Annotated in this window: 17 protein-coding genes and 1 pseudogene; 5 read left to right on the top strand and 13 right to left on the bottom strand. The window is 42.9% G+C overall.

The genetic code is table 11. From position 1 onward, the window contains the following. Nucleotides 1-36: 36 nt before the first annotated feature. The 3 genes from dapC to purT all read right to left on the bottom strand — a co-directional run bounded on the left by dapC (nt 37) and on the right by purT (nt 5,531). Nucleotides 37-1,206 (bottom strand): succinyldiaminopimelate transaminase, encoded by a 1,170-nt coding sequence (gene dapC / locus BFG52_RS08845; protein ID WP_067554903.1) that lies wholly within the window; start codon nt 1,204-1,206, stop codon nt 37-39. A 143-nt stretch (nt 1,207-1,349) separates the two neighbouring features. Then, nucleotides 1,350-4,022 carry a [protein-PII] uridylyltransferase gene (glnD, locus tag BFG52_RS08840; RefSeq protein WP_067554900.1) on the bottom strand — a complete coding sequence of 891 codons (2,673 nt, stop codon included), beginning with the start codon at nt 4,020-4,022 and terminating at the stop codon, nt 1,350-1,352. Nucleotides 4,023-4,310: 288 nt separating this feature from the next. Next, entirely contained in the window at nt 4,311-5,531 is a 1,221-nt protein-coding gene (gene purT, locus BFG52_RS08835) for a formate-dependent phosphoribosylglycinamide formyltransferase (RefSeq protein WP_099092632.1), read from the bottom strand. 369 nt (nt 5,532-5,900) lie between these two features. On the opposite strand from purT, the gene BFG52_RS08830 reads away from it, so the two are divergent. Then, nucleotides 5,901-6,521, top strand: coding sequence for a DUF4198 domain-containing protein (locus tag BFG52_RS08830; protein WP_067554894.1), 621 nt, complete (start codon nt 5,901-5,903; stop codon nt 6,519-6,521). A gap of 171 nt (nt 6,522-6,692) precedes the next feature. Here the strand turns inward: BFG52_RS08830 and BFG52_RS08825 are convergent, their stop codons facing one another. Then, complete coding sequence (locus BFG52_RS08825) at nt 6,693-7,706, bottom strand: LLM class flavin-dependent oxidoreductase (RefSeq protein WP_067554891.1); 1,014 nt, start codon at nt 7,704-7,706, stop codon at nt 6,693-6,695. Between the two features lie 291 nt (nt 7,707-7,997). Continuing rightward, a complete protein-coding gene (locus tag BFG52_RS08820; protein ID WP_067554888.1) occupies nt 7,998-8,453 on the bottom strand; it encodes a glycine zipper domain-containing protein in 456 nt (151 codons plus the stop codon). Between the two features lie 382 nt (nt 8,454-8,835). Between BFG52_RS08820 and prfA the strand changes: the two genes are divergently transcribed. Both prfA and prmC read left to right on the top strand, forming a co-directional pair. Next, nucleotides 8,836-9,924 (top strand): peptide chain release factor 1, encoded by a 1,089-nt coding sequence (prfA, locus tag BFG52_RS08815; RefSeq protein ID WP_067554885.1) that lies wholly within the window; start codon nt 8,836-8,838, stop codon nt 9,922-9,924. Continuing rightward, a complete protein-coding gene (prmC, locus tag BFG52_RS08810) occupies nt 9,924-10,751 on the top strand; it encodes a peptide chain release factor N(5)-glutamine methyltransferase (protein ID WP_067554883.1) in 828 nt (275 codons plus the stop codon). The genes prfA and prmC overlap by 1 nt, the downstream gene beginning before the upstream one ends. Nucleotides 10,752-10,890: 139 nt before the next feature. Here prmC and BFG52_RS08805 read toward each other — a convergent pair whose 3' ends face one another. From BFG52_RS08805 to BFG52_RS08785, 5 genes are all read right to left on the bottom strand, one after another. Further along, nucleotides 10,891-11,328, bottom strand: coding sequence for a putative hemolysin (locus BFG52_RS08805; protein ID WP_067554880.1), 438 nt, complete (start codon nt 11,326-11,328; stop codon nt 10,891-10,893). 57 nt (nt 11,329-11,385) lie between these two features. Further along, nucleotides 11,386-12,303 (bottom strand): alpha/beta fold hydrolase, encoded by a 918-nt coding sequence (locus BFG52_RS08800; RefSeq protein WP_067554876.1) that lies wholly within the window; start codon nt 12,301-12,303, stop codon nt 11,386-11,388. A gap of 10 nt (nt 12,304-12,313) precedes the next feature. Continuing rightward, a complete protein-coding gene (locus BFG52_RS08795) occupies nt 12,314-12,874 on the bottom strand; it encodes a PadR family transcriptional regulator (RefSeq protein WP_067554872.1) in 561 nt (186 codons plus the stop codon). 459 nt (nt 12,875-13,333) lie between these two features. Beyond that, nucleotides 13,334-13,717 carry a winged helix-turn-helix transcriptional regulator gene (locus BFG52_RS08790; RefSeq protein ID WP_067554869.1) on the bottom strand — a complete coding sequence of 128 codons (384 nt, stop codon included), beginning with the start codon at nt 13,715-13,717 and terminating at the stop codon, nt 13,334-13,336. Nucleotides 13,718-13,851: 134 nt separating this feature from the next. Continuing rightward, complete coding sequence (locus BFG52_RS08785) at nt 13,852-14,505, bottom strand: A1S_1983 family putative colistin resistance protein (RefSeq protein ID WP_067554866.1); 654 nt, start codon at nt 14,503-14,505, stop codon at nt 13,852-13,854. Nucleotides 14,506-14,606: 101 nt separating this feature from the next. Between BFG52_RS08785 and ispF the strand changes: the two genes are divergently transcribed. After that, nucleotides 14,607-15,092, top strand: a complete 486-nt coding sequence (ispF, locus tag BFG52_RS08780; RefSeq protein WP_067554863.1) for a 2-C-methyl-D-erythritol 2,4-cyclodiphosphate synthase — start codon at nt 14,607-14,609, stop codon at nt 15,090-15,092. 60 nt (nt 15,093-15,152) lie between these two features. Here ispF and BFG52_RS08775 read toward each other — a convergent pair whose 3' ends face one another. The 3 genes and pseudogenes from BFG52_RS08775 to BFG52_RS08765 all read right to left on the bottom strand — a co-directional run. Then, entirely contained in the window at nt 15,153-15,686 is a 534-nt protein-coding gene (locus BFG52_RS08775; protein ID WP_067554860.1) for a protein-tyrosine phosphatase family protein, read from the bottom strand. A 223-nt stretch (nt 15,687-15,909) separates the two neighbouring features. Further along, nucleotides 15,910-17,001, bottom strand: a complete 1,092-nt coding sequence (locus tag BFG52_RS08770) for a 3-deoxy-7-phosphoheptulonate synthase (protein WP_067554856.1) — start codon at nt 16,999-17,001, stop codon at nt 15,910-15,912. Between the two features lie 203 nt (nt 17,002-17,204). Continuing rightward, nucleotides 17,205-18,008, bottom strand: a pseudogene (locus BFG52_RS08765) (sulfite exporter TauE/SafE family protein); the annotation flags it as partial. A 253-nt stretch (nt 18,009-18,261) separates the two neighbouring features. On the opposite strand from BFG52_RS08765, the gene lpxB reads away from it, so the two are divergent. Next, nucleotides 18,262-19,431 (top strand): lipid-A-disaccharide synthase, encoded by a 1,170-nt coding sequence (gene lpxB / locus BFG52_RS08760; protein ID WP_099092662.1) that lies wholly within the window; start codon nt 18,262-18,264, stop codon nt 19,429-19,431. Nucleotides 19,432-19,602 lie beyond the last annotated feature (171 nt).

Here is a 19,602-nt window from a genome sequence, read left to right as displayed (position 1 = left end):
CAAGCAGTGGATTCTTGTGCGCGATTATGTTACTGATTATAAAATCGCTTTGAGTCGTGCAATGACTTGTTCACATTCATCGAGTCCAGCCACCAATGCCATACGGACATGCTGCTGACCTGGATTACCATTGGCTGTATCACGAGATAAATAACGACCAGGCAAAACTTTAATATGTGCCTTTTGCATTAACATTTTGGCAAAGGCTTCGTCATCATCAACGTTGAGCCAATAGTAAAAACCTGCATCTGGTTTTTTAAGGGCTAAAAGGTGAGACAGTTCTTGTTGAAATAAATCAAATTTACGGCGATACAATACTCGATTGTCTTCGACATGCTGTTCATCATTCCATGCCGCAATGGAAGCGAGTTGATGTTGTACTGGCATTGCCGCCCCGTGATAGGTGCGGTATTTCAAATAGGGTTTTAGCAGCGCTGCATCACCTGCCACAAAGCCGGAGCGCATGCCCGGTAAGTTAGAACGCTTAGATAAGGAATGGAAAACAATACAGTTTTTATAGTCATGTCGACCAATTTCAGCACAGACTTCAAGTAAACCTGTTGGGGCTTGATCAAACCAAAGTTCTGAATAGCATTCATCTGAGGCAATAACAAAATCATATTGATCAGACAAGGCAATCAGTTGCTTAAACTGTTGTTTGGATAAAACCGCTCCAGTGGGATTGCCTGGTGTGCAGACAAATAAAATCGCAGTACTTTGCCAAACTTCAGCAGGAACACTATCAAAGTCACCGATATAAGCATTTTCAGCAGTGCAATCAATAAAATAGGGCTGAGCACCAGCCAATAACGCCGCCCCTTCATAAATTTGATAAAAAGGATTGGGCATGACCACATACGGGGCTTTTTCACGTGATACTGTGGCTTGTACAAAAGAAAAGATTGCTTCACGTGTACCGGATACCGGTAAAATATTTTGCTCGGCATCTATGTGTTGCAAGTTAAAACGGCGACTTAACCAGTTGGCAATACTTTGACGTAATTCAGGCAAGCCTTTGCTATTGGGATAAGTCGATAAATGCTTAAAATTGTCTTGAATGGCTTGCTGGACAAAGGCGGGTGCCGGATGCTTGGGTTCACCAATGGCCAAAGAAATCAGTGGTAGATCTGCGACGGTAAGGTCTTGAAAGAGTGTATTGAGTTTTTCAAATGGATAGGGATGCAATAAGTCTAAGCTTGAGTTCATGACAAGTTTACCAGTCGTTATAAAGTACGCATAACGCCATCAAAGACATGACCAGGTGCAGGGCGAGTAGCTGAGATGCACCAGATCATGCTGCGATGACGTTAAATTTCATTGCTCATATTACACAGCCGTTGCACGAAATCCTAGTGCTCATGCGGTTGTACAATTTGTTGTGATGCCTCATCGAGTGCAGCCTTAAGCTGTTCAGCAAAGCGTTGTGCTTCTGCATCACTCATCATTTGGGCATGTTGTTTGGTGACAAAGAAGATATCTTCTGCCCGTTCTCCTAATGTTGCGATGCGTGCAGAATGAATATCGAGGCCTTGCATCATAAAGAGCCCACCGATTTTAGCCAAGAGACCCGGCTGATCGAGTGTTGCGATTTCAACTTGATGTTGCTGTAGATCATCTAGCCGGCTGATCTCGACTTTATTTTCAATTTCAAAATGACGTAATTGGCGTGGAATACGGCGTTCCATTACACCTGGGTATTGATCTGAATGACTGAGTGCTTGCACCAGCGCTTGTTGTACATGGTCTTTACGCTCAGGGTCAGTCAATAGGGTTCCAAAACGGTCTAGAACCACATAAGTATCTAGGCTAAAAGCTTTTTCAGCCGTGATAATGCGTGCATCTTGTACATCGAGATTCATACGATCAAGAATAGCCACTGTGGTGGCAAATAAATTGGGTTTATCTTGTGTATAAATAAAGATTTGTACGGCATCTTGCGCAGCCGTACGATGTGCGCGGATCATCACCAAGGGAGCAGGATTATCACCATGTTCCAAGATTGAACGGGTATGCCAAGCGATTTCATTGGCAGATTCTTTGAGAAAATATTCTTCTCCGAGGTCGCGCCAGACTTGATCGACTTGATCAAAAGAAAAGTCATTGACTAAGAGTTCACTGGCAGAAAACTTGGTTTCTTCAATATGCATCTGATAGTCTACCGGACGTCCGAGTCCCATACGAATCACATCCCGTGCATGGCTATAGAGTTGTCGCATTAGGGAGGAGCGCCAACTGTTCCAGAGTTTTGGATTGGTGGCATTGATGTCAGCAACAGTTAAACAATATAAATAGTTGAGATGCTCGATATCACCGAGTTGTTCGGAAAAGGCTTTCACCACATCTGGATCAGAAATATCTTTTTTCTGTGCAGTTAAAGACATCAGTAGATGATTGCGAATTAACCAAGCAACAATATTGCTGTCACGTTCATTGAAACCATGTTGATGGCAAAAGGCTAAAGCATCTGCGGCACCGAGCTCACTATGATCACCACCACGACCTTTGGCAATATCATGAAATAACGCCGCCACCAAGACAATGTCACGACGTAATAACCGTTGGAAAACCGAACTGACCAAGGGATAGTCTTTGGCAAATTCGGGTTCTTTAAAACGGTTGAGATTGCGAATTAATAGCAGGGTATGCGCATCTACGGTATAGATATGGAACAGATCATATTGCATCAGTCCCAAGATGTGACCAAAGGCTGGAATATAATTGCCCAATACCCCATAGCGTTTCATTGCCAATAAGGTTTCATAGAGTCGATAAGGTGATCGCATAATTTGCATGAATAAAGCTTGATGCTGGGGATTATCACGATAGGCTTGATCGATTCTTTTGGCGGCTAAAATGAGCAATCTCAGCGTGCGGGCACGAATGCCTTGTATCTCTGGGCGATTGGCCAAGATATAAAAAATTTCTAAAATTGAGCTGGGATTTTCAGCAAAGATTTTATGGTGCTGAACGGCCAGTTTGCCGTCGACCAATTTAAAATGTGCATTGATATTTTCAATTTGCCGTTCGTAATTGGGCAAGCGAGGGGCAATCACCGATTCACTAAAATATGCCAATAACAATTCATTGAGGGTGCTGACCTGCTGCGCAGTGCGGTAGTAGCGTTTCATGAATTGTTCAATCGGATAATTAGGATGTTGTTCTTCGCTGCGGCTATAACCAAATTTTGCTGCGATTTCACGTTGATAATCAAATAACAAACGGTTTTCATCACGTTTGGTCATACGGTGTAGATAATGGCGAATTTCCCAAAGAAAATTTTCAGCATCTTCTAAAACATGTAGTTCAAATTCAGAAATAAAACCGAGATGAACCAAGTCATAAATACGGTTGACGCGGAAATGCCGTTTGGCAATCCAGCCGATTTGGTTAATATCTCGTATACCGCCTGGCGCATTTTTAATATCAGGTTCGAGGTTGCTTTCAGTATTATTATGCTGTGCGTGACGCTTAGCTTGTTCTTGCATTTTTGCGTCATAAAAGGTTTTGTCTGTCCAAGTTTGTGAAACAACACGACGTGGCCATTTGGCTAAATGAGGGTTGCCACAAATCAAGCGTGCTTCAATCAGCGTTGTTGCAATGGTGAGGTCTTGGGTGGCTTGCTCAAAACAGCTTTGAATGGTGCGGACACTGGTGCCGGGTTTGAAATGCCCAACATCCCATAAAGTCGAAATAAAGTCGGAGACCTGCTGTTGTTGCGTCGTACTCAGTTCTTGCTCTGATAAAATCATAATATCAACATCAGAACAGGGCAGCATTTCACGGCGACCATAACCACCGACCGCAAACAATGCCAAACTGTCATCCAATTGAGCATGTTGCCACAGCAAGCTTAGAGCCTCATCGATGGATTGTGTTCGTGCCAATAAAATATCGCGGATCGGAGTCTTTTGATCAAATGCCTGTTCAAGTTGTTGCTCAACTTGTATACGCCAAGGTGTAATCGCTTGAATATCATCAGCTGTTGTTAAAAAATCACGTAGCGCTACAGTCTTGATCGTCATGTCCCAGGAGTCCTACAAAAGGTCTGATAGATAAATCGGTTAAATGCCTAGCTATACCCAATATACTTGTGTACTTGACGGAAGATTCCAGCGCGCAAGACAATATAGACTTTTATGGCTATTGCGCCGCGTACTTTCATGTTGAGTATCGTGTCAAGTATCTCATGTTGAGCCAAAGCCGATTACAGGGCTACTGCAAAACCACCGACAGTCTTGCAGTAACAGATCATGAAAATGATTCAGTGTGCTAGCTATACTCCTATACGCTATAGCTTAGCGCAAAGTCATTTATGCGGATGGCGCTTTGACCGAAACCAAAGCAGCTGCTTGTGCAGCCAATTGCCGTGCTTGATCTGTGTTTTCGGCACGTGCAGTGACCACACCCATACGGCGTTTTTGAAAGCCCTCGGGTTTAGCAAATAAACGCAGGTCTGTACGTGGATCTTGCAATGCCAGTTGTAGGTCGGCAAAAGCAAGGTTTGTGCCATCTACACCAGCATAGATTACCGCACTGGCTGCGGTACTATGGCGTGCGGTATTGACAGGAAGTCCCAGAATGGCGCGTGCATGTAATTCAAATTCACTTTGGTATTGTGAAGCGAGTGTGACCAAACCGGTGTCATGTGGGCGCGGTGAAACTTCGCTAAACCAGACTTGATCACCCTTTACAAACAGTTCTACCCCAAATACACCACAACCACCGAGTGCTGTGGTGACTTTGTCGGCAATGCGCTGCGCTTCTGCCAATGCAATTGCTGTCATGGCTTGTGGTTGCCAGCTTTCGACATAATCACCGCCGTCTTGACGATGGCCAATCGGGTCGCAGAAATGGGTTTCAATCGCGCCAGTTTCTGGGTTTTTGGCACGCACCGTGAGTAAGGTAATTTCAAAATCAAAATCAATTTTTGCTTCGACAATGACTTTACAGCCTTGTACGCGCCCAGCAGTCTGTGCATGTTGCCATGCGGCATCGACTTCAGCAAAGGATTTCACTTGTGATTGACCTTTCCCCGAAGATGACATCACCGGTTTAACAAAATTAGGATAACCAATGTCATCACAAGCTGCACGGAAGCTTTCCAATGAGTCAGCAAAACGATATGCCGAGGTTGCCAAGCCCAGTTCTTCTGCGGCCAATAAGCGTATGCCTTCACGGTGCATGGTCAGATTAACCGCTTTGGCTGAGGGAATCACTGTTGCTAGTTGGGCCTGTTCGACCTCAAGCAAAACCTCAGTGGCGATGGCTTCTATTTCTGGCACAATTAAATGCGGTTGAATGTTATCAATTAATTTTTTCAGAGCACTGGGGTCAGTCATGTCTAAGCAGTAATGAAAATGCGCCACTTGCATTGCAGGCGCATCGGCATAACGGTCTGCTGCGTGGACTTCTACGCCTAAACGTTGTAATGAAATCACAACTTCTTTGCCGAGTTCACCGGAACCTAATAATAAGACTTTAAATGCTGAAGATTGGAGGGGAGTACCAATGGTAATACTCATGCGCTTCATCCATGCCAAATTTACAAATAGGCATTTAGCATAGCAGAACTGAGCCCTGTGTTCAGTCTTGATTGCGAGAAATTTAGCATCTTCTATGGTCGCGCACATAGATGCACCATTTTGTGGCTGATTGCAGCTGAATCAATGCCTTCTGATACATTTTGAGGCAGTAATGGCAGTCGTCGTACGCTATAAATTAAACGAATTGACTGAAAAATCGATAAATGATATTGATTATTATTTTATTTAAGCTATGTTATCTAAAGTTAAATTTTGGCAATTTTGCGTACTCAAATACGCGCAGTGCTGCTTAGGCGCTATGATCTTGGTTTTGCCGATCAAAATCTGCATCACCATTTTTCTTTACAGGATAAATATATGAAAGTTATTCAAACTGCTGGTTTTGCAACATTGATGTTGTGCGCATTCAATTCACACGCTCATATGTTATGGTTAGAACAGCCTGATGCGCAAACTGTACGTGCGTACTTTGGTGAATATGCTGAAAGCCTCAGTGAAACACAGCAAGGTCCTTTAAAATCATTTAATGCTGCCGTAGCAACCCAAGATAAAAACACCTACAAACCTCAAGTACAAGAAAAATTTATAGAATACAAAGTTAAAGGCACAGGTGATGTGCGTGTACAACAAGATCTATTGCATGGCGAAATGCTAGCACAATTCCGTGCCAAAACAGGTCGTAGTTCTACACAACCTGTTGCAGAATTTGAAATCGTACCAACGCAAGCGAATGGCAATCAATTTACCGTGTATTTCCAAGGTAAACCTTTAGCAAAACAAGAGGTTGAAGTTGTAGCAGACAACCGTTGGACACAAAAATTCTATACCAATGAACAAGGGCAGTTCACCATCAATACACCTTGGAAAGGTCAGTATGTGCTTGAAGCAGGCAAACCTGTAGAAGAAGCTGGACAATTCCAAGCTAAGCCATATAAAACCAAGTACTTAGTAGCGACTTTAAGCTTTAACGTACAATAGTTTTCCATGTTAAGGTCAGTGCTGCTCCGTAACTGACCTTAACTTTTTTATGTTTATCTTGATGTTCATCATTTAAAAAGTTTAAAAATCAACACGACTGATGACTTAACTTAAAAGCGTGTAACTTGATTAATATACTGAATTAACATCCTAGGATTAACATGACGAATATTAGCTGGTTTTGAGCTGCATTAGACGCTCAAAGCTGCTAAGGCGTTTCGCCGGATCATAGACATCACAGGTGAAAATAAACTCATCGACTTGATAAGTCTCTTGTAATTGCGCTAAGCCAGCTTTGACCGTTGCAGCAGACCCAATCTGCGCTACAGCATAAAAATTATCAATGGTCATTTTTTCTGCTGCATTGCATAAACCCTGCATAGACTCAACCGGTGCTTTGAGTTTCATGCTTTGCCCGCGGATCATACTCAAGATACGTTGGTAAGCAGTGGTGGCTAGATAATGGGCTTCAGCATCACTCTCTGCCACAATACAAGGCACACCCATTGAAACATAAGGTGCAGCTAAATAAGAAGATGGCTTGAAATTTTCTCGATATAACGCGATTGCTGCAGCCAGCATGCGGGGAGCAAAATGTGATGCAAAAGAATAGGGTAGTCCCAATTCAGCAGCCAGTTGTGCACTAAATAAACTAGAACCCAATAGCCAAACAGGTACGTGACTATTTTGCCCTGGCGTGGCAACAATGGCTTGTCCTGCTGTGGGCTGATCAAAATAGCTTAATATTTCTCTAACATCTTGTGGAAACTGCTGCTCAGTTTCACGCCGCCCGCGTCGGAGGGCTTGCATGGTCACAGAGTCTGTGCCGGGTGCCCGTCCCAAACCTAATTCGATACGACCGGGATATAGCGCTTGTAGCGTACCGAATTGTTCTGCAACCACCAGAGGCGCATGATTTGGCAGCATAATTCCGCCTGAGCCTAAACGAATATGCTGGGTATTGGCTAATAGATAGGTCAATAATACTGCGGTAGCCGAGCTGGCAATGCCGTCCATATTGTGATGTTCAGCAAGCCAAAGCCGTTGATAACCAAGCTTTTCAGCATGTTGTGCCAGCTCTAAACTTTGGGTGAGTGCATCATGGATGCTTTGACCCTCACGTACGGGTGCTAACTCTAAGATCGAAAATGCAACATCAGATCGTTGTGGCGGGGTGGGATGCATGGCAACTCCTTGATCAAACCATGGATTGAGCATACGCCGAGATCAGTACTTTGTATATCGTTTATTTTCGATATATTGCCTATGATGCACTTTTTAATGACAATACCGTGCCTCGCATAGACTGTATTTAACCCAGTTGAGGTTTAACCAAGCTGTGGCTTAACCAAGCTTATGTTAAACCAAGCCAGCATAGAAAAACCAGGCATCAAATGACGCATATAAAAAAGCCCCACCGCGAGGGTGAGACAATGCTGGGTACTACAAAACTTAAAAGGATGGCATGATGCTGTTTTAACGACGATATCCGCGTGCATTATATTTATGACCGCGATAATGTCCTTTACGGTAGCCATTATTGCGTGAATTTTCATAGCGATTATCTTGAGAAATTTTGTTGCCGAGCGCTGAACCACCAGCAGCGCCCAATGCTGAACCGATGTATCCTCCCGTCGTGCCGCCGACTTGTTTACCTGCCGCATAACCGCCTGCACCACCTAAGCCACCACCGATTGCGGCTGAACTGCGATCTTGACGTTTACTGGCGACTGCCGCACCGCCAGCCCCACCGACAGCTGAACCAATTAATGCACCAGTATTGCCGCCCATTTCTTTACCAAGTGCTGTACCCACCACACTACCCAGTGCAGAAGTGGCTGCAACACGTGCACTATTGTCTGCAAAACTATGGCTACTAAATAATGCACCCAAAAAAATCGTGCTAGAGAGTAAAATCGTTTTAACTTGCATGAATGATGCACTCCATTGTTTTGATTGTTGGCTCACTTGCCCATGACCGACAATTTAACAAATACTGGCTGGAATAATATGGAGGCATATCTCTATAAACATGCGCTTTAGTAGCGCAATGTATGGCTTGTTTTAATTGTTCCCCATAATTGCTACATAATATTTCAGAATCGGCAGCCATACGCGCTTGCCATGTTGGAGCTGCGTGTTGAGCTAAAGCTATTTTTTAGCAAATAGCGGTGATCATGCGGAAAACTTGTACCTGTAGATATAGGATTTAAGCGCTAGAATCGTTACACTAAGCACAATTTTATGCATTCTATCGCCGCTTGCAGCGCTAGCGCAGTTGACGGTGATTATTCAGTTTTGAGACCTTATATTAATGAAAGAATCGTTACGCTTACGATTAGACCAATTGTGTGATCGCCATGAGGAACTGACTGCATTGCTTGCCGATGTAGAAGTGATTTCTGATAATAAACGCTTCCGTAATTTATCCCGTGAACATAATGATTTAACGGAAATTACAGAAGTGTGGAATAAATATAAACAAGCCGAAGCAGATATCGAAACTGCTGAAGCGATGTTGTCTGATCCAGACTTTAAAGATATGGCACAAGAAGAAATCAAGGACAATAAAGCGCTGATTGCGACATTAGAAGCTGAATTGAATATCCTGATGATTCCGAAAGATCCCAATGATGCCAACTCTGCCTATTTGGAGATTCGTGCAGGGACAGGGGGCGACGAAGCTGCTATTTTCTCTGGTGACTTATTCCGTATGTATAGCAAATATGCTGAAACACAAGGTTGGCGTATAGAAGTGCTTTCTGAAAATGAAGGTGAGCATGGCGGTTATAAAGAAGTTATTTGTTTAATCAATGGCGAGGGGGTATACGGGCGCTTAAAATTTGAAAGTGGTGCACATCGTGTACAACGTGTGCCTGCAACCGAATCGCAAGGTCGCGTACATACCTCAGCATGTACTGTTGCGATTTTACCAGAGATTGATGTCGACACCAGCGTCGAGATTAACCCAGCCGATTTACGCATCGATACTTACCGCGCCTCTGGTGCTGGTGGTCAGCATATTAACAAGACCGATTCTGCGGTGCGTATTACCCACTTACCTACGGGCACGGTGGTGGAATGTCAGGATGAACGCTCGCAGCATAAAAACAAAGCCAAAGCCATGGCTTTATTGGCTTCTCGTTTAGAAAATGCCAAACGTGCTGCCCAAGAAAGTGCAACTTCAGAAATGCGCCGTGATTTGGTGGGGAGTGGTGACCGTTCAGAACGTATTCGAACTTATAACTATCCGCAAGGGCGTATGACCGATCATCGTATTAACTTGACCTTGTATAAACTAGAGTCGGTGATGGAAGGTGATTTAACCGAGTTGTTAGATAGCTTGCATCGTGAGTATCAGGCCGATCAGTTGGCATCATTGGCACAACAGAATGGTGGCTAATGAATATTGCTGAAGCCTTGGCGCTACGTGGCGATGCTGACAGTTATGAGCGTCAAGAAAATGCTTGGTTATTGGCCCATATTTTGGATATGCCGCATCTACAGTTGCGACTTTATGCCACACAAAGCCTCACGGCAGATCAACAGCAACATTATCTGCAAGCGCTGGCACGGATTGAAGCGGGCGAGCCTCTGGCATATGTCACGGGTTCTCAGCCATTTTGGACTTTAGATTTAAAGGTCACTGCAGATACTTTAGTGCCGAGACCAGATACTGAAGTATTGGTTGAAAGTGCCTTAATGCTGGACTTAGCAGCACAGGCACGGGTATTGGATTTGGGTACAGGCAGTGGTGCCATTGCTTTGGCGCTAGCCAGCGAGCGACCTGCTTGGCAACTGACAGCCAGTGATTTATATCCAGCAACCTTAGCTGTTGCTCAGCACAATGCTGCGCAACATGCGCTAAAAAACGTTGAGTTTGTCTGTGGTGCATGGTATCAGGCATTGTCTGGTGTCGCTGATGCACGCTTTGATTTGATTGTTTCCAATCCACCTTATATTGACCCGGCGGATCCACATGTCCAAGCTTTGCAGGCAGAGCCACAGCATGCTTTGGTCGCAGGTAAAGCCGGTATGGCGGATCTAGAGCAGATTATTGTTGAAGGCTGGCATTGGTTAGCCAAAGATGCTTGGTTGATTGTTGAACATGGTTATGACCAAGCTGCCGCGGTACGTGCGCTATTTGCACAATGCGGTTATCAGCAGATTGATAGTCGGCAAGATTATGGTGGTAATGACCGCATTAGTCTGGCACAAAAGCGCGTTTAGTTGAGGGCTGGGATCGGTTTAGACTGGCAGATTAAATCAAAGCGCGAAGCTTCTTGAAAACTTTCCTGATCTGCTGAGTTTTGCTCGCGCTGTATCCAGCAAAACCGTATGGCTGTATTTACGTTGGTCTATAGACAAACTAACCACAATTGGCATGTACAATTTTTTGTGTTTTGGGATCAACAGTAACGGTAACACGTTGCGCGCTATAGTCGCTGGTCACTGCACCATCAGGAGTAGTGCGTCGCACCTGTTGCGCGTGAGTTCGTTGTTGAATTTCTGCATCAGAGAGATTATTTTGTCCAATTAACAGCTGTGCTGCTTCAGCTTGGCAAGTGTGCGCGCTACGAAACAATTGCCATTCTTCGATGACCTGACCATCAGTCAAGTGACATAAGCCGATTGCACCTTCTGTTTTTTGCACAATCTCTAAACGACCTTGTTGAGCAATACAATATTCACTGGCGGGGTTGGCTTTACCGATTAAAGGTGATTGAGTGGGGCGGTTAGCTTGGCTTTGACAAGCACTCAATAACACGGCACCGGCAATCAGTGCAAAAGAATGCAGGATATTCATATTGAAATTAACCACAAAAGTTGAGGATGAAATCATCCTAACACCAATGCTATTGCTTTAACCAGCAGGCGTCTGCAAAAATTTACGCAGCTCCAAAGCAAATTTTAGTGGTTCCGATAACAACGGCGTATGTCCTGATTTCTCAAAGATGATGCTTTGTGCCTGTTGCAATTGCTGGGCAATATTCAGTTGCCCTTGGTAGGGATACAAATTGGACTGTTGCCCAATAAAAAATGTAGTCGGGCAATCAAGCTGACAGAGTGCTTCTCGATAATCTTCGTTATGCTCTAAATAGGTGTTGACATACCAAGCCATATAATCCAAACGCTGTAAGGGCAGTAAATACTGTTGTAATTGATCGCGTTTTTGAGCCAGCTTAAATAAAAAAGGTGCGATACGATTATTGCCTTGCCATTGTACCAACTCGAACCAGCGTTGTAATAGCTGTGCTTTGATGGGGTGTTGCAATTGCATTAGGGTTTTGGCGTGCAAGGTTGCGCGAGTTAAACAGTCCGCCAAAGCGGCTAAACGTTGTTTAAACAGCGTGTGTTGCTGTGCAAATAGACCATAAGACCAGTGCTGATCTGTGACAATCTTGGGGCTTTGGTCGATATGTAAATAAGCATTGATTTGCTGACCGAAATTGGCATAGTGCATGCCATGCATGGCTACGGTTGCGCCCATTGAATAGGCCATGACTGTATAATCTTGTGTTGGTAATTGGGCTAATAGGCTAGTGACGTCGCGCCAATGGCTACTGATCGCATCTAAATCGCCAGGAATTTGGCAAGTTTGTGATCGCCCGAAGCCACGCCACTCCGGAATAATAAAACGAAATTGGCGATGATAAGGCAGAATATACGGCAGCCAATGATAGCTTTTCATGCCTAAACCAGACAGAATCAAGACGGGACGTCCTTGCCCTAACTCTCTGACAAATAAACTTTCACCATCTGCCATAATATACGTTGTCATATAGATATGCTCAATTGTTGTCACACTTTTGGGGCTGATCAATGTGCTGTAATTGTGGAATAAACAATTGCAGCCAATCAATCCACGTCTGCTCTAAGTTGATGCCTAATTGTAAGATCATACGATGAATGAGTAAGGTTCGATCTGTGGCACTAGCCTGTGCAAAGTCACGTTGATAGATCAGTTGATAGGTTGCCAAATTTTGCTGATGTAAAGCCAAATGCCGTTGTAATTCTGGCATGATGTGGTGCTGCTTTAATTGTGCTTCTGCACGTAACCTGACCATTAGCTCTTCACGGAGTTGTGCAGGCTGACTTTGTTGTAATAGCCATTCGGCAAGGGCTTGACGTCCACTGGCTTCAACTTGATAGGTTTTTTTACGCCCTTGATAATCGGCAGATTCTAAAGTGGAAATCCAACCCAGCTTTAGCATCTGATTGAGTTCACGATAGATCTGTTGATGTGTCGCATGCCAAAAATAGCCCATTGACTTATCAAATCGACGCGCCAGCTCAATGCCACTACTTGGTTTTTCAAGTAGGCTGGTAAGTAAGGTATAACTTAAAGACATAGACAATGCGATCTAGATAGAATGGAATATAGAATTATGCAAGATGTTGCATAAAAAGCAAAACTAGATTAATTGATAGTCTTAGCCTTTCGCAAGCCAAAAGCCAAACTGATAGCGGATAGTTTAAATAAGGTATTGTTTTTCATAGAACTGTAGCATTGTCTTGGCAATATGATTCTTGGCAGCACTCTGGCACCGATGTACGCAATCAAAATTGTGCATCGGTGCTAAGATTTTAAGCTCAAGCTTCGATTTAAAATATTTATCCCAAGAATTATCCACAAATTTTGTGGGTTATTTTCTATTGTAAGTAATTGATTTATATAGATCACATTGCGTTTTGATTAAAAAAAGCACGTTTATTTAACAATGGATTGATCAGATGTGAGTCTTTGCGGGCGGGTGTTGCATGGTGCTACTGTGATGGATGGTGCTACTGTGATGGATGGATAGGGAAGTTTAGCTTGAGCTGGTTTTAGTCGATGCCTGCGCTTGATGTAAGGCTGTGAGTTGTTCTGACCACGCTACGATCGCTTGCAATACTGGTTTAAAACTGTCTCCAAAATCTGTTAGTGCATAGACTACTTTGATCGGTGGTTTATCGCCATAAACCGTACGACTAATCAGTCCATCTTGTTCGAGTTGTTTTAATTGGCTACTCAGCGCTGTCTCTGTAATACTTGGAATTTGTTGACGAAGTTGACTAAAGCGTAAAGCCTGTTGATTGAGATGATATAAAATAATCCCTTTCCATTTTCCCCCAATGAGATCCATTGCCATACTCATGGGACAAGCATAATGTTTGCCATTGTGACTCAAACCGTTGTGACTATCATTGGTCATATTTTACCTATGCTCCATTCAATCAAATACTTATCTTTATGTCCGGTGTATTTTTAAAGCGATGATCAAAGCCTAGTCATCCCAGTCATATACAATAGAGTGTATGACTGGGCTTGCTTCCGTGAGCGTAGTGGCTAATCATAAAGACGATAATAGCCAACAAAACGATTACAGCTCTTTTGCTCGGATTTGATCTGTAGTAGTGCTTTGTCAAATTGTAATTGGTATTGGCAGCCTGAATCATTATCACGAATACGTTGTTTTTGTTCAGGTGTGGTATACGCCGTGAGATTAATCACTTGCTGTTCCGGGAGATTATTGGGATTTTGATAGGAAAACCCCTCAATTTTGATACGGTTTTTATTGAGCTGATGAATACGTAACTGAATCGCAGGATAGCTGAGATTGCCCTGATTAAATTTAAAATAATGTAGGGTCATACTTTGATTCATTGAGGTATAAAAATTAAGTTCATCAACACGCTGTTCAAATTGTTGCTTGCGGCAAGTCAAGCTTTTACATTGACGTACACGCTGCAACCATGCGCTTTGGCTATCACGTAAAAGTTGATTTGGTGCATCACTGACCAAGCTGGCAGCGAGTAACTGTTCATTGAGCGCTTTACGCTGTAAGTCTAAGTCTGCGATGCAAAGGGGTTGATCTTGTACTATCTGATCACCCAGTTTACATGAAGCTGCATAGGTTGAATGGGTTGCGAATCCTAAACTAGCGACAAAAAATAGGCTAAAAATCTTTTTCATAGACGGATAATCAGTTTTTAACAGCATGATCGCTTATACTTTCATTAATGTTGCGTACTTACTATAGCGAAAGAGAAAGTATGATTACAAGGTTATAGGGCAATAATCAATTTAAAAAGGAGCATTCTATGATGTTACCCATTCGTATTGGTCAGGGGATCGATGTACATGCCTTTACTGACGGCGATTTTATTACTTTAGCGGGCATAAAAATCGCACATACCCATGGTTTGAAAGCGCATTCTGATGGTGATGTGGTATTACACGCCTTAAGTGATGCCTTACTGGGTGCATTGGCTTTGGGCGATATCGGTCAGCACTTTCCCGATACTGATCCGCAATTTAAAGGCGCAGACAGCCGTAAGTTATTACAACATGTTTATCAATTGATTTTAGATCGTGGTTATCAGCTGAATAATGCTGATATTACCGTTGCCTGTGAGCGCCCTAAATTGGCCGCACACAATTTGAGTATGCGGCAAAGTATTGCCAATGTGCTCAATGTCGATGTTACACAGATTAGTATCAAAGCCACTACGACAGAAAAACTGGGTTTTACTGGGCGTCAAGAGGGCATTATGGCAACAGCAACAGTGTTATTACGCCAACAGTAAGATGCTGCTGAGCGGACGATCGCTTATGCTTTTAGGCAGAGCAACTGTATTGGGTCATAATTAGGCATCATGCGCTTGTTCCACTTGTGCTAAGGTTTGTTGCAGCTCTTGGGTGGCTTTACGCCCTTGTAGCTGCAGACCAATCACATGCATCAATCCTGTCCATGTTGCGTCGGGTTGCCAGTGTTGTTGTAGACAAGCATCGGCTTCAGCGATGTCAAACTGTAAATAATGCAAACGGTAGAGGTAGAGTAAGCAGGATACAATCTGAGTATTACCCTGTAACCAAAGCATTTTTTCTCGGCTAATATAATCGATCAAATCTAAGATCAATAAACATTGTTCATCTGCTGGTTGGCTAAGATCAAGCGGAATATGGATATATTTGAGCCCAGCATCGACACAATCCCGATCACAGGCTGTTTTGCTGGTCGTCGATGCCGTAGCAAAATCAATGTCGATGACACTATCAATACCATAAGCTTTGAGTAATGCCCATGCCGATGTTGGCAGTTGCTTAGAACTGAATAAATGCTGATGAATATATTGAAAGTCTGGACATTGGCAAAGTTGTTGTTCGAGATCGTCGCACATAATTAAACTAAATTGTTAAAACAATATAAATTCAGTAGACCTGAATTGGTGGCATAAAAGCAAGTCCAAAGTGACTTGTCATAGCGGTTTATGTAAAAGAAAACCCGTATTTAAAAAAAGCAGGCACTTTAAAGAAACCGGTATTTTAAAGAAACCAGTATTACACAGAGACATCGCTTAAAAAGAATAACGCCATCACGGGGATGGCGTTATAACGTAATCATTAACGTGTCGCTAAAATATCTTTTAAGGCTGCATCCATTTCAAGCAAAGCTTGTTCAGTGGTTTCCCAATCAATACAGCCATCGGTCACAGATTTACCATATTCTAAATCTTTTAAATCGGCTGGAATGTCTTGACGACCACCTTTGAGATGACTTTCAACCATAATCCCAACAATAGATTTATTGCCATTTTGAATTTGTTCAGTGATGTTTTTAAGCACCAAAGGTTGCAAATACGGATCTTTGTTGGAATTGGCATGACTGGTGTCAATCATGATTTTATTGCTGACTTTGGCTTTGTTCAACGCTTGTTCTGCATCTGCCACTGAGCCAGCATCATAGTTCGGTTTGCCATTCCCACCACGGAGTACCACGTGGGCATAAGGGTTACCTTTGGTCCGAATAATCGATACTTGACCTTGGTCATTTAGCCCTAAAAAACTATGACCGTGTTTGACCGATTGCATGGCATTGGTGGCAACCGTTAAACCACCATCAGTACCATTTTTAAAGCCCACAGGCGAAGATAGTCCTGAAGACATTTCACGGTGTGTTTGGCTCTCGGTCGTACGTGCACCAATTGCCGACCATGAAATTAAATCTTGATAATACTGCGGTGAGTTTGGATCTAGTGCTTCGGTGGCACAAGCCAAACCTTTTTGGTTGAGTTCTAATAATAATTTACGTCCAATACGTAGCCCTTTTTCGATATTAAAAGAGTCATTCATATCTGGATCATTAATCAGACCTTTCCAGCCAACCGTGGTACGGGGTTTTTCAAAATAAACCCGCATAATAATAAATAAAGTATCTTTTACTTTTTCACTGAGAGCTTTTAGACGTTCAGCATATTCATGTGCCGCAACAGGATCATGGATGGAACAGGGGCCAATGACCACGAAAAGACGTTTATCTGTGCCATCAAGAATATTACGGACAGTTTCACGACCATGTAATACACATTGGTAAGCTGCGTCATTTAATGGCAGTTCTAATTTAAGTTGTGCAGGAGTAATTAAAGGTTGAATGCTTTGAACATTCACATCATCAATTTGAGATTGATGTATAGGATTAGACTCAAGTGTATTCATTGCCGTCACTGGTATTAGATTATACAAAAGTTTGCGAGTAGTTCGAATATAGCACGATTTGATCTGGGTTTAACTAGTGCAACATGTACTAAATATACCAAGATCGTGAATATTTCCCTTAAAAACCGCTTTAATATGATGGATCGACCAACATCTTAAGGGATTGTGCCATGGCTGAAATTGGCTAACTCGACGCTTTAACGCAAAATGAAGTTAATGCCTAACAATAATAAAGTAATACCTAGCAGCTTACGAATCAGCTTCTCTGGTAAGCGTGAACTAACCAAAGTTCCAATGATAATCGCAGGAATCGAGCCGCATAATAGCCAACCGAGCAATTTAAAATCCACATTTCCTGAGGACAAATGCGCCAGTCCTGCTGCCAAGGTCAGTAATACTGCGTGCGCTACATCGGTACCAATAATACGGATCATGGGCAGATTTGGAAACATTAAAATCAAAGCCATGACACCAAAAGCCCCAGCACCGACTGAAGATAAGGTGACCGATACTCCCAATACAATACCCATGATCACAATATAGGGGCGACGTTGCGCTAAAATTTGTTCACGTTGCTGCAACGTCGTTGCACTGGCATCTTTACGCCAGCGTGCTACGAGACGCTCTATTTGACTACGAAAAATAATCGATATACCAGTCAGGGTGAGCATAAAACCAAGAACTGAGGTTAATACGGTTTTATATTGACTTGACTGGCTTAAATAGTTTTCTAGTACCCAGTGGGTTAAAAAAGATGCGGGAATACTGCCCAGTGCCAGCCAAAATACAATGGGCCAGACAACATTAAGTTTACTGGCATGCACCGTGGAGCCACAGAATTTCGAGATCGCGGCGTACAGTAAATCCGTACCAATTGCGATATGCGGTTCGATTTTAAATAAGCTAATTAAGATGGGGGTCATGAGCGAACCACCGCCAACACCGGTAATGCCTACGCAAAAGCCGACCAGCACACCAGCCGCAATATATTGAATTGCATCAATCATTTGTAGTGACGCTTTAGAATTAAAAAAACGGCTTATGGTATGGCTTTTTGAGTGCAATAGTTTTCTTGATTGTTGATTAACTTATGATAAAAAATGCTAAAACCTTAGATCTGCTATTTTTATGCGCCGCGTGATGCGGATTGATCAGGTATGTGTGGTTAACAGCAAGCATAATATACAAATTATTGCTAATGTTTGGCTGTGCTCAGGTGCGCTATGTTACACTGCCATGCTGCATGATGAGGGGATTGTCTTGAGCAAACGCAAACTAAGAATAGGAATTGTAGTCGGAGAGGTATCGGGAGATACGCTGGGCGTAAAATTAATGCGTAGCTTTCAAGCGCAAGGCATAGAGGTTGAGTTTGAAGGGGTTGGCGGCCCACAAATGATCGCTGCTGGCTTCAATAGCTTTTACGACATGGACATCTTTGCAGTGATGGGCATCGTAGAAGTGCTCAAAGATTTAAAAAAATTCTATGCTATTCGAGATGATCTGGTTGAGCGTTGGCAGAAAAATCCGATTGATATTTTTATAGGCATTGATGCCCCAGATTTTAATTTGCGTTTGTCTAAAGAAATAAAACAAAAGCATTTGCCCACCAAGACCGTGCAGTATGTTAGCCCATCAGTATGGGCTTGGCGTCAAGGGCGTGTTCATGGCATTAAAGCCAGCATCGATTTGGTATTGTGTTTATTGCCCTTTGAAAAAAGTTTTTATCAGCAGTTTGATGTGCCTGCAGCATTTGTTGGGCATCCTCTGGCGAGTGAGCTGCCACTGCATAACCCCATTGCTGAGGCAAAAACAGAATTGGGACTGGATGCACACCAACAGCATATTGCTTTATTGCCTGGGAGTCGCCGTGGGGAAGTCGAGCGACTAGGACCGGTATTATTTGATGCTGCCCATTTGATATTTCAGAAATACCCACAAACCCAGTTTATTGTGCCTGCCATTAATCAGGCACGTTTAGAACAAATCGAAGCGTTGTTGGATCAGTATCCTGAAGCATTGCGTAAACATGTGCATGTATTTGAAAATAGCCAAGCGGAGTTGAAAATTGGGCGTCAAGTCATGAATGCCGCAGATATTATTGCCTTGGCTTCAGGTACAGCGACTTTAGAAGCGATGCTATTACATCGTCCCATGGTAAGTTTTTATAAATTAAATTGGTTGACCTATTGGATTGTTAAATTGCTGGTGAAGATTCAATATTATGCTCTGCCTAATATTATTGGTGGTAAAAAAGTTATTCAAGAGCTAATACAGCAAGATGCCACAGCAGAAAATTTAGCGCATGAAATTGAGTTGCTTATGCATATTGAAAAAGCACAAATTCAAGTCATGCAGTTTAAAAGCATGCATAAACAGTTATTGGCAGGCAATAGTGAAGATCCAGTACAGGCCATTATGCAGTTATTATAGGAGCGCCATGCAGAGGGCTAATCTTAAAGGAAACAAGAGCTTAAATAAAACAATAGCTTAAAGAAAACACGCGCTTAAAGGGAAGACCAGCTAAAAGAAAACAGAACCTGATCTTGGGGTGAGTCGCAGGTTGTATTTAGTAAGTTGAATGTATTTTAGCGATACAAAGAT

The organism is Acinetobacter larvae, assembly GCF_001704115.1.
In the GTDB taxonomy this organism is placed as follows: domain Bacteria; phylum Pseudomonadota; class Gammaproteobacteria; order Pseudomonadales; family Moraxellaceae; genus Acinetobacter; species Acinetobacter larvae.
The sequence above is the reverse complement of the archived record's forward strand: the minus strand, read 5'-3'. Positions and strand labels throughout refer to the sequence as shown.